The sequence below is a fragment of the Neisseria sp. P0006.S004 genome (assembly GCF_051963015.1).
Taxonomy (GTDB): Bacteria; Pseudomonadota; Gammaproteobacteria; order Burkholderiales; family Neisseriaceae; genus Neisseria.
The window spans coordinates 250,739-266,200 of sequence record NZ_JBQCUS010000003.1; the positions used below are offsets into that span (position 1 = coordinate 250,739).

The 15,462-nt window shown below is 46.4% G+C and carries 12 protein-coding genes, 1 tRNA gene and 1 CRISPR repeat array (1 of these 14 running past the window's edge); of the genes, 2 read left to right on the plus strand and 11 right to left on the minus strand.

Translation table 11 applies throughout. The features are described 5' to 3' along the window. A CRISPR array of direct repeats spans nucleotides 1-805; the repeat unit is 32 nt; unit sequence GTTTCAACACACAGCCGCCCGAAGGCGGCTGG (it extends 7,689 nt beyond the left edge of the window). A 189-nt stretch (nucleotides 806-994) separates the two neighbouring features. From cas2 to pip, 9 genes are all read right to left on the minus strand, one after another. After that, nucleotides 995-1,288, minus strand: coding sequence for a CRISPR-associated endonuclease Cas2 (cas2, locus tag ACTHR2_RS06335; protein WP_440375502.1), 294 nt, complete (start codon nucleotides 1,286-1,288; stop codon nucleotides 995-997). Nucleotides 1,289-1,362: 74 nt separating this feature from the next. Further along, nucleotides 1,363-2,376 carry a type I-C CRISPR-associated endonuclease Cas1c gene (gene cas1c, locus ACTHR2_RS06340; protein WP_440375503.1) on the minus strand — a complete coding sequence of 338 codons (1,014 nt, stop codon included), beginning with the start codon at nucleotides 2,374-2,376 and terminating at the stop codon, nucleotides 1,363-1,365. A gap of 211 nt (nucleotides 2,377-2,587) precedes the next feature. Then, nucleotides 2,588-3,469 carry a hypothetical protein gene (locus ACTHR2_RS06345; protein ID WP_440375504.1) on the minus strand — a complete coding sequence of 294 codons (882 nt, stop codon included), beginning with the start codon at nucleotides 3,467-3,469 and terminating at the stop codon, nucleotides 2,588-2,590. A gap of 47 nt (nucleotides 3,470-3,516) precedes the next feature. Continuing rightward, complete coding sequence (cas4, locus tag ACTHR2_RS06350) at nucleotides 3,517-4,167, minus strand: CRISPR-associated protein Cas4 (RefSeq protein ID WP_440375505.1); 651 nt, start codon at nucleotides 4,165-4,167, stop codon at nucleotides 3,517-3,519. A 13-nt stretch (nucleotides 4,168-4,180) separates the two neighbouring features. Beyond that, on the minus strand, nucleotides 4,181-5,020 hold the full coding sequence (gene cas7c, locus ACTHR2_RS06355) for a type I-C CRISPR-associated protein Cas7/Csd2 (RefSeq protein WP_440375506.1): 840 nt from the start codon (nucleotides 5,018-5,020) through the stop codon (nucleotides 4,181-4,183). A 22-nt stretch (nucleotides 5,021-5,042) separates the two neighbouring features. Beyond that, a complete protein-coding gene (gene cas8c, locus ACTHR2_RS06360) occupies nucleotides 5,043-7,085 on the minus strand; it encodes a type I-C CRISPR-associated protein Cas8c/Csd1 (protein WP_440375507.1) in 2,043 nt (680 codons plus the stop codon). Then, on the minus strand, nucleotides 7,082-7,804 hold the full coding sequence (gene cas5c, locus ACTHR2_RS06365) for a type I-C CRISPR-associated protein Cas5c (RefSeq protein WP_440375508.1): 723 nt from the start codon (nucleotides 7,802-7,804) through the stop codon (nucleotides 7,082-7,084). The genes cas8c and cas5c overlap by 4 nt, the downstream gene beginning before the upstream one ends. Nucleotides 7,805-7,811: 7 nt before the next feature. Next, entirely contained in the window at nucleotides 7,812-10,283 is a 2,472-nt protein-coding gene (gene cas3, locus ACTHR2_RS06370) for a CRISPR-associated helicase Cas3' (protein WP_440375509.1), read from the minus strand. A 153-nt stretch (nucleotides 10,284-10,436) separates the two neighbouring features. Then, a complete protein-coding gene (pip, locus tag ACTHR2_RS06375) occupies nucleotides 10,437-11,366 on the minus strand; it encodes a prolyl aminopeptidase (RefSeq protein ID WP_440375510.1) in 930 nt (309 codons plus the stop codon). A 125-nt stretch (nucleotides 11,367-11,491) separates the two neighbouring features. Here pip and yciA point away from each other — a divergent pair, with 125 nt between their 5' ends. Continuing rightward, a complete protein-coding gene (gene yciA / locus ACTHR2_RS06380) occupies nucleotides 11,492-11,932 on the plus strand; it encodes an acyl-CoA thioester hydrolase YciA (RefSeq protein ID WP_049359798.1) in 441 nt (146 codons plus the stop codon). A gap of 242 nt (nucleotides 11,933-12,174) precedes the next feature. Further along, nucleotides 12,175-12,966: a formate/nitrite transporter family protein gene (locus ACTHR2_RS06385; RefSeq protein ID WP_254344080.1), complete on the plus strand. Its 792-nt coding sequence runs from the start codon at nucleotides 12,175-12,177 to the stop codon at nucleotides 12,964-12,966. A gap of 222 nt (nucleotides 12,967-13,188) precedes the next feature. On the opposite strand, the gene ACTHR2_RS06390 is transcribed toward ACTHR2_RS06385, so the two are convergent. Further along, nucleotides 13,189-13,265, minus strand: a tRNA-Pro gene (locus ACTHR2_RS06390). Nucleotides 13,266-13,418: 153 nt separating this feature from the next. Next, the gene (locus ACTHR2_RS06395) at nucleotides 13,419-14,942 is read right to left on the minus strand and encodes a fumarate hydratase (RefSeq protein WP_263337053.1); all 1,524 of its coding nucleotides are present in this window, start codon (nucleotides 14,940-14,942) and stop codon (nucleotides 13,419-13,421) included. Nucleotides 14,943-15,462 lie beyond the last annotated feature (520 nt).

A 15,462-nucleotide genomic window follows, 5' to 3' on the forward strand; every position in this document is an offset into this window, starting at 1 on the left:
GGCGGCTGGGTTATACATTTAACTTGGGCGTAGTGACTGAAGAGGTTTCAACACACAGCCGCCCGAAGGCGGCTGGTTGCACGGTTTCGCCGCTTGCGGCTGAGTATTCTGGTTTCAACACACAGCCGCCCGAAGGCGGCTGGCTTGAGATTCAGCGCGATATGTACCACTCAAGCGTTTCAACACACAGCCGCCCGAAGGCGGCTGGAACGCGCGGAAAATAATTTTGTGTTGCGCCTGAAAGTTTCAACACACAGCCGCCCGAAGGCGGCTGGCTAGACCGGTTTCGTTAGCTATGTCCTGTATGAACTGTTTCAACACACAGCCGCCCGAAGGCGGCTGGACTGAGTATCAAGGGTCAAAAGGCAAAAAACAAGTTTCAACACACAGCCGCCCGAAGGCGGCTGGAAAATGGATTCCCTGTAAGGTGGGCGCCAACTGGTTTCAACACACAGCCGCCCGAAGGCGGCTGGGGTAAAACAATGTACTTAGGAATAGACGTATCAAAGTTTCAACACACAGCCGCCCGAAGGCGGCTGGAGCCGCATATCCAAAATAGGCAAGGCCGACACAAGTTTCAACACACAGCCGCCCGAAGGCGGCTGGCCCTACTATTTCAATATACGAAAACCTTTGGATCGTTTCAACACACAGCCGCCCGAAGGCGGCTGGTTGCGATTGCGCCAATTTGTTTTTTTTTCGCATGGTTTCAACACACAGCCGCCCGAAGGCGGCTGGGTTTGTACCCATTTCCCCCTAAAGCTTTTTTGGTTGTTTCAACACACAGCCGCCCGAAGGCGGCTGGTGCCTCTCTCAAAAGCCTTGCTACATCAGGTTTCGCAAGCCTAATCTCGCTAAACTCTCAAGAAAAGCAGAAATGCGAGTATAACACAGCCTTTTCCGTTGCGCCCGTATTCGCAATATCCTGATTGTTAAAGAACAATCCTAATTCGCCAACCCTGCCGCATTTTCATGAGAACCGTAGGTTGGCGATTCACACAATCAACGTATCCTTAAACACATCCACCGCCGGTTTCGCGCCGTGGTGTTCCACTTTGCGCCGCCATTTGCTGCCTAAATGGTAAAAGCGCAGGCTGTCGGTTTCAGGGTTGTAGGTTTTCAAAAGTTTGTCTTTTAAAACAACCCACTGGTCGGGCGAGATGTCGCATTCGAACACCGAATACTGTACGCGCACGCCGTAGTCCAAACACAATTTCGCCACGCGCCGCAGCCTTGCCTGCCCTTCCGCGTCTTCCAGCGAAATATCATAAGTAATCAGCATCAGCATTTTGTATTCCCATGTGCAGGCTGCTTTAGAGGTCGTCTGAAAACATCCAACCCGTTTTCAGATGACCTGCAAACCTATCTCATCAAAAACGGCGGATATTCCGCCAAATCCCCGCGTAAGTGCCGCGCCAACAGCATGGCCTGAATATACGGCAGCAAGCCGATTTCTACTTCCTCGCCCAAAAACGGATGAACGATTTTTTCCTGCTTTTTCGCCTGCAAGGCTTGGAACAACAGCTTACGCGCATCGGCTTTCAGGCTTACCGCACCACTCGCCTCGGTAACAAAATCCTGCGGTTTGATTTGCCCGCGGTTAATCAGCGACAACACCAACCTGTCCGCCCACCACGCGCGGAATTCTTCCAAAATATCCTGCGCTAGACTATCGCGCCCCGGTCGGTCGGCGTGCAAAAAGCCTACCTGCGGATCCAGCCCCACGCCTTGCAGCGCGCCGCTGATGTCCTTGCCCAAGATGCTGTACACAAACGACAACAGCGCATTCACCCTGTCTCTGGGCGGACGGCGGTTGCGCCCGTCAAAAGTAAAACCGCTTTTTTCGCTCAAAAGCTGCCCGAACACACCGAAATAACGCGCCGCTGCGTCGCCCTCAATGCCGCGCACCACATCTAGCTCCGCCGCGCCCTTCAACTGCCGCAGCGAAATATTCAAAGCATTGACCGCACTTTGAATCGCCGCATTCTCGCCGTAATTGCGAATCTGCCGCTGAAGCACCCGTTTACTCGCCTGAATCTTCGCCGCAATGATATTGCGTGCAATCGGCACGGGATTTTGCTCCGACACCCGATACTGCACCCGACGCAGCAGCACATTGCCGCTCTGCCGCCCCTGCAGCCGCCCCAAGAAACGCCCGTTTTCGGTAAAAAACGCCAAATTCACATTATTTTCGCCGCAAAACCCCAGCAAAAATGGCGACACCAGCACATTCCCGAAACAGAAAATATGCCCGATGGAATGCACCGGCAACTGCGCCACCTTCTTACGCTCCTGCTCCACCACCAGCGTCTCCCGCTCTTTATGCAAATAACTGCCTTGAGTGGTGATGTAGAGCGTGTTTTGTAGTTTGCGCACGTGGGAACTCCTTGGGTTTTGACCGCACTTTTTGGGGCGATTGGGCTACCTGAAAATTATCTGTATGCTGGGTTAGGCGGAACGCCGTAACCTAACGAAACGGTTCGTTTGCTCAAATATTGTTTTTCAGACGACCTCGAGCTTGAAATCTCAACATTTTGTTGGGTTACGCCTATAGCCAACCCAACCTACGCTTGCTAGCTACGGCTTGCTAAACTATTTCTAAAATATTTCTACCAACGTAAACAAAATCCATTAATGATATCAATTCTTTGATGGATTTATCACAACTTAATTTATATATACCAATTTCATGAAGATATGTAGACTTCGCTTCTTCAAATGTGTAATAAGGGAAAATGAGTCCTGGATATTTCTGTTTTAACTCTTCTAATTTTTCCAAACATAGCACATACATATTATCAGCCCCCCCCTTTAATATTTGTTCAATATGTTTCTCAGAATAACCTTGTTTTCTAAGGTCTTCCAGCGCTTCCCCCGAAACACATTTTAAATAAATTAAATCGCTTTTTTCTTTCTTCAACCAATTAAGAGCAATTTGCTCCCCTTCTGATTTTAAAATAGCTAGAAACAATTTATCTATAACTGCTATATTGCTTTTATCCTGCTTATAGAGACTCTCCAAAATAGTCACTCTTATGAAGGGTGGTAATAGAGAAATAATGCTCTGTGCTTCAGGTTTTGAACCAAATCTATATTTGCTAAAATAGTTAATAAATAAATAACTGATAACAAAATTTAAACTATTTAGTGCAGACTCGCAATCTGAATCTTCAATTGTTTCCTTTAATTCAGTATCTAAATGTGTTGCTGCATTGCCTAAATCTACTAAATTTTTAATATGACTTTTAATTTCATCTGACAAAATTGCATTTGGCAGTTTCTCATCAAATCTCTTATTAAATTTCCCCAAATGAAAATGGTCGTTTATTTTAAGCAATATTCGGCATAGAATTTCAGTGTATTGCCGAATAAGTGTTACGCGTCCTCTATTAGACAATCCCTTTAGATAGAAAATATCACTTAAAATTTCTTCTGATACTTCCGCATATCTTTCTGGCAAAGTAGTCATATTTTTCCTTATTAAATCATTAAATCAAAGTTACAATTAAATGTTTCTCACTCCCCAAACAACCCCTCTACATACCTTACACTCTTATCCCGTTTCCCCAATAGTTCCGGCTGGCAAATCTCCACCAGCGAGCAGGCTTTGCAGCGTTTGCCGTAGTTGGGCGGCGGAGTTTGTCCACTGTTCAAGAGTTCGCGCACGGCGGCGATGGTGGCGAGTGTTTGAGCGCGTAGGTCGTCTGAAAACAAGATGGGGACGCGGTGGCGGGTTTGCATATACCACAGCGCGCCCTCAGAGACGATTTGCCCCGTCATTTCTTCTAGGCACAATCCTTGGGCGCAAAGCTGGATTTCGTCCATCGGGTCGGGTTTAGGTTTGCCGCGTTTGTATTCCACAGGTTTCAGATGGCCTGTTTTCATGTCCACTTCCACCAAATCCAACACGCCGCTGATGCCCAGTTTCTCCGCAGACACATGCACCGTCCGCTCAAAGCGCACGCCCTTGCGCATTTCCAGCTCGCCCGAATCCACCCGCTCATGCAGTACCTTGCCCTGCGCGGTCAAATAGTTCTCCGCCCATACCTGCTCATTGTGAATCAAGGCGCATTGCCGCGGGCAGAAGGCGTAGTGTTGCAGGGCGGAAAGGGAAATCAGGCGCGTGTCCTGATTTTCCCCTTGGGTTTCGGTTAAAAGTGCGGTCATTTTTTTAAATATTTTAGAAGCCGTCGATTTCTTGCGGAGTTAAACCATCAAGTTTTTCCAGTTCATAGCTACCATCGGCATTCACTTTCAGGCTGCCATGCACTTTAGCGGAAGAGTATTGTCCTGATTTGCTGTTGTGCTCCCACCAGATGAGTTTCAACACCTGCATGCTGCCTTCGGGGCGGGCGGATGATGCGTCGCCTTCAAAGAGTTTGGTGAGTACGGCTTTGATTTTTTCGGCATCGTCGTCTGAAAATCCGGTGCGCTCGGCAAGCTGCGGCGACATGGCACCGAAAGCAACATAAACACCATGATCGACGCGGTGTTTCATGCCCATGGTGTCGGAGCTTTTTTTCGTGCCATCACCTTCGCCGCTGACGCTTTTGGTGATTTGGGTGCTGATAATGTTAATCGGCTCAACGCTAAATGCGGATTGAATTGTAACGGGGCCGCGTACAGCGATGGATATGCCGCTGCTGCCGTCGCCGCTGAATGCGAAAACCTGTCCGAAACTACGCACATCTAGCCATTTTTCGCAGGCTTTTTTAGCGGTGTCGTCTTTGTTGGCTTTTTTAGCGTTAAATGCATCCGCGCCCAAGCCGACATCTTTGTCTTTAGCACGGTTGGCTAGGCTGGTCATGCCGTCGGTTTTCTTTTCGTCCGATTGCACAAAAATACTCTCGCCACTGTCTTGCAGGCGGTCGCGGATTTTGCGTTTCAAACATACATCGGTCATTTCGCCGAAGCCTTGGAAATCGGCACGCGGGCGGTTGCCGTTTAAAGGGTCGCCATTAGGGTTGGCATTGGTTACTTTCAGGATTAAGGCGAAGTCGATTTTTTTGGTTAAGCTCATTTTGGTTTTCCTTTAAGTTGGGTTATTCATCAGTTTTGGATTTGTTGGCGGAAAGCTCTGCAATACGGCGGGCTATTTCCATTTTTTGGCAGTGATAGCCCAAAAGAAATTCGCCGCTTAATTTGTCGTCGCGGGTAAAATCATCGGTGGCAAATAATTCCATAATCTCGCCGATTGCCTGTGCACCGGTATCTTTACCGTTGTTGCGCAGGCGTTCTTGATAGGGTTTCAACGCCAGCTCGATATTGCGCCATGTGGCAAACGGATGTTCGGCGAAACGCTGTATATAGCGTTCGGCGGTGGTGGCGCGTTTTTCGCCCGCCAAATACAGGGCGTAGGATTCTGTGTTTTCGGCAACGGCAAGCAATCTGCCGTATAAGTAATCGCGCGAGCGGTTTTGGGTATCTAAACTCATAGGGTAAGTTCTCCGTTGTAATAAATCGTGATGACGAGCGCGCCAGCCTTTGTATAGGGCACAGGCAACGCCGATGTTTCTTTGCCATTCCCAGTTTTCGCAGCCATTAGGATTGCAGGCCGCCTGAAAACTTTGACGCACCAAATCTTCGGGAATCAGCACGGATGTTCCGCCTGCGATAACAGGAAGAAGTCGGGCATAAAGCTGTTTTTTAAGCGTGTCGGACAGGGATTTGCCGTACACGGTTTCGGCAATGCTGTAAGGCGATGGCGGGAGGAAACGCCATTGGGTACGCTTGTCGGTTTTCTTGCCGTTTGGGACTTCAATGCTGTAACGCTGATACCAAGAAAAATCGTCAATCCACGCGTCTAAATTGGCGAAATAGTCAGTAGGCAGAAATTCTTGGTAATAAGTTAATGCCATGCGCCCCGGCGTGGCAGAATCGAGCATAATCAGGGAGATTTGTTCGTGGTCTTTCAATTCTGCCTGATAGCCGTGCAGTTTCTTTTTGATGATTTGCGCAGCAGCACGCCCGATATTTACCGACCAATCGTGGGATGCTTCCGAATTTTCAGGTAGCCTTTGCGCGGCGGCTTCATCGGGATTTTCAACTGCACTGATGTCCCAGTTTTCCATATCCGCCCAATCCAGTTCGGTGGAAATATCTTTCATCGGCGATGGAACAGGTTTGCCGCTGATTGCCCATGCAATGGTAACTTGGTCACCGTTCCTGATACCTTGGCGTTTTATAAGCCATTTCAACATATTGAATGCTTTTTGAGATACATCTCTTCCTAGAGCAACCGCTTGCTTATCTGACAAGAATCTACCAAGAAAAGTGAAGCCACTAGTATCATTAGCAGAAACTAATTTTGCATTACCCTCAATTTTGGGATAAGCCTTTGCCGAATAATCTCTTTCACCAGTGATGTAGCATAATTCTGGTTGTTCACTTTCTTCTCCAGACTGGTTCTCTTGATATTTTATCCATTGTTTTTTTATACTGTTTTTGCTCCATAAATCCGAATGTGGATCGTTAGATATTTCAACAGCCCATACAATGGTCAAGCTAAAAGGATCATCTTTTCCAGCTGACAAGATATTATCCTTGAAAGAAAAAATCTGTTTTTCTAATAAATCTTCAATCAATGAACCTTTTTGAATATATTGCAAAACAATTTTTATTTCTTTCAAATTCCCGAATTCACTCCAGCCTGATAATTGATTTTCATAAAACTCAAAACAATCTTTATATTTTGCTTTTTCCGTATCGGCAAATTTCTGTTTATCTTCATCAGTCCCTGCAAGAAATTCTTTCCATTTCTTTCCGTTTTCCTTCTCAGCGACTTTAGAAAGATATTCAATTGTTAAGTAATTTCCCGCTGTTTTAGCAATATATTGCAAACTATCATGTAACGCATAAGAAGCGATGGTTGAACCTGCACGTTTTGATGATTTTTCTGTTACCTGTATCGGAACTTGTTTTTTTCCATCAAATCGCTCTGTTCCAACTAGCTCTGCTTTGTCATTCAAAATAACTTTTAAATGAACTGCTTTGGACATATGAAACGGCAATGCTAAGTTTTCATCGTCTAAACCGTGTTCTTGAGCATATTCATAGGTCCGATAAAGTTTCTGCATCCAGCTCATAATCCCAGCTCCTTGGCTTCATCTTCCACCGGTTTCACATTCTCACCGCGCTTGAACGGTTTTTCAGGCTGCATTTTGCGGATAAGTCGAGTTTTTAGACGACCTTCTGTGTCATTGATGCTTGGAAATTCAATCACACCATTTTGCATATTCGCCATCCAAAAACGGCTAACCAATTCAGGCTTTCCAGTTTCTTCGGGATAGCCGAAACTATGGAACATCAGGCCAAAATCTAAATTATCGATTTCATCGTAAAATCCTTTACCTTCGCCAAACTCACAGGGTTCAACATAGCCTTGGCAATCGCGCGTACCAAGAAAAATATCCTGCCGCCCGCCGCGTTCCAACATTCTTCTGGCAATGGCGATATGTTTGCCGAAATTGCGGTCGCCTGCCAATTCTTCCCAATGCTCATTCCATTCAAAATGGGCTTCTACTTGGTATTCCACGTCCTGCAAAAAGGTGTAAATCGCCAAAGTATTGCCGCCGTTCCAATCCAGTGGCTTGGTGGACTTGCTTTGGGTTCGGATGGGGTTCATCACACGGATGCGGTCGATATACCAAATCAAGGTGGGTTTCCAATAGATGCTTTTAACGATGCCTTTAATGGCTTCGTATGTCGGCACTTGGTAGCTGAATTTTTCGCCGCCAATTTTGGTAACGGGGTCGGTAAACAAGGCTTGCCGCCCCCATACGCGGAAACTGATTTTGCTGTCCATATTGCTCCTATAAGTCGTAAAAAGTCATTTCGCTTGTTTCATCTAAAGACAAGCCGAATTCATCGTTGTAATAGCGTTCATCCAAATAATAAATACCTGATCCTTCAATGGTTTCATGTAAGGCGTTTTCTTTTTGCAATTTATCCCAAACGTTGGGGAAGACGTTCACGCTGTAACGCTGGGCTTTTTTCTTTGCATCATACATTTCTTTTGGATCCCATTCGCCGCAAAGTTTGGCAATGAGTCCCACACCTTCGCCATACGGCACAATCACGGCATGGGTCGGCGCGTCTATGGCTTGGAAAGCACGCCCTACACTTTTGAAGGATTGCATCAGCAACGGCAATGGTTTGCTTCTTTTATTGTTTTTTTCGCCATAAGGATTCAGCGCGTTATCACTCAACCAATCCAGCAGTGAACCCGTTACGCTGTTTTTGACGGAATACGACATTTCATCGTTACGCTGGTAAAAGTAGTATTCAAAATAACGCTCCATCGCGGCAGGCTGCAAAATATCCTGCCCAGCAAAATCGTGAAACACACGTTCGGCATGGGTTTTGCCTGCCTGAATATCGGGCAATATCCGCGTAAAATCCTGCTCCTGCAAATTTAACACCCAAACCTGCCCCTTTCCTCCCTTCTCGCCGTGCCGGTTGCAACGCCCCGCCGCTTGGGCGATGCTGTCCAATCCGCCTAAGGCGCGAATTACGCAAGCCATGGAAATATCTACACCGGCTTCAATCAACTGGGTGCTGATGCAGATAACAGGTTTGCCGTTTTTCAGACGAGCTTTGATGGTGTCAAAAATCGCTTTGCGGTGCGCCGCGCATTGGTGGGTGCTTAAATGAAACAAGGCCTCTAGCGGCACATTCTGCTTTTGGCAATATTGATAAAGCTCCTGCGCCCATTTTTTTGTATTGACGATAAACAGGCAGCTTGGGGTCGTCTGAAACTGTTTCAGCAAAAATGTGCCTGCTTCTTCCACATTCCAACCGCCTGATTTTTCGTTAAATTGGATTTCCACGCGTGACAAGTCGGCAAACAGTTTGTCCAAATCCTGATGCTTGCCCATGATTTCGGCGTTTTCAGGTAGCTTTAACAAACCGCGTACGGCAATGCTTTCCCTTTTATCTTTTGGGAAATTCTGCAAGCCCAATTCGCTGAGCAAAGGCTGCGTCGCTGTACACAAAACAGCCGTGCTTTTGCCAAATGCCGTCAACCAGTTCAGCACATTGCAAAACAAATGTACGCATTTCACGGGCAGGGTTTGAATTTCGTCAAAAATCAGCACCGCATTGGTCATCGGATGGATGTGCCGCGCGCCGCGCGTACCGCCGCCGAACCACGCATCTAGAAACTGCACCATCGTGGTAAAGACAATGGGTTTATCCCAGTTTTCGGACAGCAGTTTGTCCTGCCAGCTTTGCTTTTCGGGTTCTAGATTAGAATGATGTTCCAGTACCCAATCTTCGCCAAGAATTTCGCGTACGGCTTGGGCGTTTTGATCGATGATGGAGGTATAGGGAATGATGTAGATGATGCGATCGAGATTGTGCTTTTGTGCATGATGAAGGGCATAGCGCAGACTGGCCAATGTTTTACCTCCGCCGGTCGGCACTGTGAGTGTATAAATACCTTGAGAATCGACCGCTCTTTTTAGACAGTCGCTGGAAATTCGACGGCGGATTTCGTCAATAGGATAACGGTTTTCAAAACTCGCCAAATGCGTTTCTAATTTATTGATTGCCGATTGCCAATCAGATTTTTCCGTCAAGCAGCGGACTTCTTTTTGCGCTTCCCGTTCAAAATCCGAACTGTTGATACGGTCGGCATCAATCAGGCAGCTGAATAAAAAACGGGTCAGGCAGCCGAGATAGAATTCTTTAATTTTGTCATTGGTCGTTGAGTCGGAAAGTATCAGTTTTACTGCTTTGAGTAGGCTGCGAATCAGGTTTTCTCCTGCCAATTCATGTGCTTTTTGCTGAACGACTTCATCGGCATTTTGCTCGCATTCTGCCAAATGCGTCAGTTCATCAGTTTTATTAAACCGCTTAATCCATTTCGGATTACCCTCTCCATCCAAACAGTCAATCAAGCCTTCGCCGTGGTGTGATGCTATGCATAAACCCAGCATTTGTCCGAACAATTCGCCGATGCCCTGCTCTGCACCAAATTTTCTCAATTCGCGGTAAACCCATTGCGCACCGGCGGTGGAATGATCCACTTTACTGCCGTTCGGCGTACTTTCTTCATCATCCAAGTCAGGATTGAACAACCCCGTTTCATCGTGGATATATTTTTGGAATTTGCAGGAGTATTTACCGAAATCATGCATGAGTCCGAGCAGCTCGCCCACTGGTTCTAAATTTAGTTTTCGAGCAAATATTTTTGCAAGTTCTGACGTTTCTACTAAATGGGTTTGAACAGATTGAGGACACTTATCAGTTTGACGAACATGTGCAATAAAAGTAAATTTCATGGCATACAATACTATTACTGTAACTTACCACAAATCATATACTCGCAAATATTCAACTGCAATATAATTTCTTAAATATATTTAAATTACATTTATCCTAACTAAAAAATGCCGTCTGAAACTTTTTCAGACGGCATTGTTGTTGATTAACCTTTATAACTTGCTTCTAATATCCTCTACTGCTTTCACTAATGCTTCAGAAAGCGAGGGATCAAAAGAAGAGTGGCCTGCTTGAACAATTCTCAATTCTGCTTCAGGGAAGGCTTGCGAGAGTTCCCATGCGCTTTGCATCGGGGTACATAGGTCATAGCGGCCTTGGACGATGATGGTTGGAATATGGCGGATTTTGCCGATGTTTGCCAAGATGGCTTTATCGCCCTGCAACCAGCCTTCGTTCACGAAGTAATGGTTTTCCATTCTTGCGATGGCAAGGGAAGCTTGTGGGTCCTCATCCACGTCTTTAGGTTCAAACTGAATAAGGTAGCTTTCCCAGTCTGCCCATGATTTGGCTGCTTTGAGGCGCGTGGCTTCATCTTCGCTGAACAGCATTTCATGGTAGGCTTTGATTAGGGCTTGGCGTTTGTTTTCGGCTACTGGGGCAATGAATTTTTGCCATTGAGCCGGATAAATTTGGCTGACGCCGCCTGCTTCGTTCAGCCATGCCATTTCAGACGGCCTGCACAGGAAAATACCGCGCAAAACTAAGCCGCTGACGCGATCGGGATGGGTTTCGGCATAAGTCAACGACAAGGTGCTACCCCATGAGCCGCCGAAAACCAACCATTTTTGAATGCCGAGCATTTCGCGTACTTTTTCGATATCGACAACCAAATCCCATGTGGTGTTGTCTTCGATACAGGCATACGGTTTGGAGCGTCCGCAGCCGCGTTGGTCGATGATGACGATGCGGAAATGTTCTGGATTGAAAAAGCCGCGGCAGGCAGGTGATGCGCCTGCTCCGGGGCCGCCATGCAGGAAAATCACGGGGTGGCCATCAGGATTGCCTGATTCCTCCCAATAGATTTCGTGAATGTCGGATACGCGCAAAAGGCCGCTATTTCGTGGTTCTTGAATCGGATGCATGAGCTTTCTCCTTTGTCTGATGAATATATTTAATTGTAACACTTTACCTGCTGATTTTTCAGACGGCCTACATAGGTTTAGCGCCACAAATGGCGTAAAATACCACTTTTTGACAGGATTTTTTTATGACTGACAACAAACAAACCCATGCTGCACCCGAAGGACAACTTTTATTGCGTACGGTAGCCATGCCGCGCGATACCAATCCTAATCAGGATATCTTCGGCGGCTGGATTATGTCGCAAATGGATTTGGGCGGCGGTATTTTGGCGGCAGAAATCGCACAGGGACGAATTGTCACCGTGGCCGTTCAAGAAATGAATTTCATCAGACCGGTAAAGGTCGGCAACGTTGTATGCTGCTATGGTCATTGCGTCCGTGTCGGCAATACTTCTTTGCAACTGAAAATCGAAGTGTGGGTGAAGACTTTGATGAACGATATGGTAACGGAAGACCGCCAACTGGTTACCGAAGCCGTATTCACTTACGTCGCTATCGATGCACAAGGCAATCCGCGCCCTATTCCACGCGAAGGCAATGCAAAGCTGGCTCATTTGTCAGTTTAAGAAATCAAAAAAAAGGCCGTCTGAAATTTCAATGTTCAGACGGCCTTTTTTTAATATGGAGACAAAATGTAATAATATTTCTTTTGAGCTAAAGCAAGGCGAAGTATCTGTTTTTTAGGTTTAATCCAGGCTGATTGATAAGACAAAGACCGCACACCGGCTCCCTATAACACCACTCTACCGCGACAGTTTGTACCACCTTTAAAACAACGTTTCCTCCTCAACCCACTTTAAGGAACATCATGGCTTCGCGCGATTTATACCCACAGGAAATTTTACAGGTTGTTCTCGACAAAAGCTGCGCCAAAGCACAATCCAGCATCCCCACACTGGCAATCTTGAGCATTTTGGCCGGCGGATACATCGGCTTCGGTTATCTTGCCTATTTAAAAGTAGTCAGCGGCATTCCGCACGAATGGGGTGGTGTTGCAACTTTACTCGGTGCCGCCGTATTCCCAATCGCCTTGATTTGTATCCTGCTTGGCGGCGGCGAACTGGTAACCAGCAACATGATGATTATGTCTTTAGGCAGGTTGGCCGGACGGATTTCCTCTAAAATGTTGCTGCGAAACTGGGTTATCGTTTGCATGGGCAATTTGGTAGGCACGCTGGCGATGGCGTTTTTTCTCGGACACTATGTCGGCATGACCGAAGGCAGCGTGGCAGAAAAAACCATTGCTGTGGCGGAAGCAAAAGTCCATATGGATTTCGGCCGTGCTTTCGTATCGGCAGTCGCATGTAACTGGATGGTCTGCATGGGCGCGTGGCTGCACTTTGCCGCTAAAAACACAACCGGACGAATGCTGGCCATTTGGTTCCCCGTCATGATTTTCGTATTAAACGGCTTCCAACACCTTGTCGCCAATATGTTCGTTATCCCAGCCGGCATTTTGGCAGGCGCAAACATTACTTGGGGGCAATTTTTCTTCAACATGATTCCCGTATTCCTGGGCAATGTCGTCGGTGGCGCATCCTTTGTCGGCGCATCGTATCTTTATACTTATAAAGACACGCTGAAAGATAGTGCCGAATAGACCTGCTTTAGAAAAAACAAAACCTGCTTTTTTAAGCAGGTTTTGTTTTATCGTTATTTTTCAGACGGCCTTTGCTACACAAAATCATCATACTGTTCCACAAGGTTGCAAGATTTTTTTCAGCCTAATAGCCTATACCGAAGTGAGCAATCTATATTGAAACTTAAAGAGTAAAAACAAAAAGGACTTAACCGGAAAAACAGGTTAAGTCCCTAAATCTTTTGGTCGGAGTGAAAGGATTCGAACCTTCGACCCCTTGCACCCCATGCAAGTGCGCTACCAGACTGCGCCACACTCCGACTCGATAATCTGTGAATTTTAGTTTCAAATACTGATTTTGACAAGTGTTTTTTAGGAAGGGAAATTTACTCGTTTGAAAATATTTGAATTATTTATACGCAAAAAAGGCCGTCTGAAATCGTTCAGACGGCCTTTGATTATTCAGTCAAATATCAAGCTTCAACCGGGATAATACCGATTTTAGCCTGCCATTGTTTTGGTGCAATGGCGTGAACCGATTCGCCGTTGCTATCCACCGCAACGGTTACCGGCATGTCTTTGACTTCAAATTCGTAAATCGCTTCCATGCCCAATTCTGGGAACGCCAAGACTTTAGATGCTTTAATGGCTTTGGCCACCAGATATGCCGCGCCGCCGACAGCCATCAGGTAAACGGCCTTGTTATCGGCAATGGCTTGGCAAGTCGCTGCGCCGCGTTCGGATTTACCGATCATACCCAAAAGACCGGTTTGCTCCAGCATTTGGCGGGTAAATTTATCCATACGGGTGGAAGTAGTCGGACCGGCCGGGCCAACAACTTCGTCACGGACTGGATCAACCGGGCCGACGTAGTAAATCAGTTTGTTGGTGAAATCCACCGGCAACTCTTCGCCTTTGTTGAGCATGTCAACCAGACGTTTGTGCGCGGCATCGCGGCCGGTCAGGATTTTACCGTTCAGCAACAATACGTCGCCGGTTTTCCATGTGGCTACTTCTTCTTTGGTCAGATTGTTGACATCGACACGTTTGCCGTTGTCAGGGCTGTAAGTCAAATCCGGCCAGTCTTCCAAAGACGGGGCTTCCAGTTTGGCCGGACCTGAGCCGTCCAATTCAAATTCGATGTGGCGGGTTGCCGCGCAGTTTGGAATCATGGCAATCGGTTTGGAAGCCGCGTGGGTTGGGTAGTCAAGGATTTTGACATCCAGCACGGTGCTCAAGCCGCCCAGACCTTGTGCGCCGATGCCCAAGGCATTTACTTTTTTGTAGAGTTCCAAGCGCAGGGCTTCGGTGGTAGACAATTCTGCACCGGAATCGGCTTTTTCTTTGAGTTCCTGAATATCGATATGGCTCATCAGGCTTTCTTTGGCCATCAACACTGCTTTTTCAGGCGTGCCGCCGATACCGATACCCAAGATGCCCGGAGGACACCAGCCTGCACCCATTTGAGGAACAGTTTTCAATACCCAGTCCACGATACTGTCTGATGGGTTGAGCATGGCCACTTTGGTTTTGTTTTCAGAACCGCCGCCTTTGGCCGCGCAAGTAACCTCAACTTTGTCGCCTTTCACGATTTCCATGTGTACAACGGCAGGGGTGTTGTCTTTGGTATTTTGACGTTTACCAGCCGGGTCGGTCAATACGGAGGCGCGCAGTTTGTTGTCAGGATAGGTATATGCACGGCGTACGCCTTCATTGACCATTTCCTGTACGCTCATCTCGGCATCCCACTGTACATCCATGCCCACTTTCAAGAATACGGTCGCAATACCGGTATCCTGACAAATCGGACGATGGCCTTCTGCACACATACGGCTATTGACCAAAATCTGCGCCATCGCATCTTTGGCGGCAGGGTTCTCTTCTTTTTGGTAAGCCTTGTACAAAGCCTGAATGTAGTCTTTAGGATGGTAGTAGCTGATGAATTGGAAAGCGTCGAAAATACTTTGGATAAAGTCTTCTTGCTTGATGACGGTCATGATTGTGTTCCTTTTCGGGAGTCATGGTAGGAAGGGTTTGTTTATTTTTTAAGAGACCGATTTTTCAGACGGCCTTCAATAGCGTAATAGTGCTTTCAAATGAATAATCCAGACAATATCATTTTCATACTTCATTGATTTAATTAGAATTTAATAACATATTAAATCACTTGGTTATTGATAACCTATATCTACTGGCCATTCACTTACATAGAAATAAAACTACATTATTTTTAAACGATAACCTTATTGCCAGGCCGTCTGAAAATGCTTGCCTTAAGTATCTGAGAAAAAATTTAGTAGCCTGTATTTAAAAGAAAACTACCTAAATTTCAGACGGCCTTTCTTATTCTCCAATACAATACACAATTGTAAAATCCATGTCATTTTCTCCCTCAATCTTCTTGACTGATATCAAACTTGTTTGATTTTCTGAAATTTTATAACAGTCTTTTCACTTGCTCACATATCCAAATATTATTCAATATATACAACAATCTATGCAAAATTATCTAACATA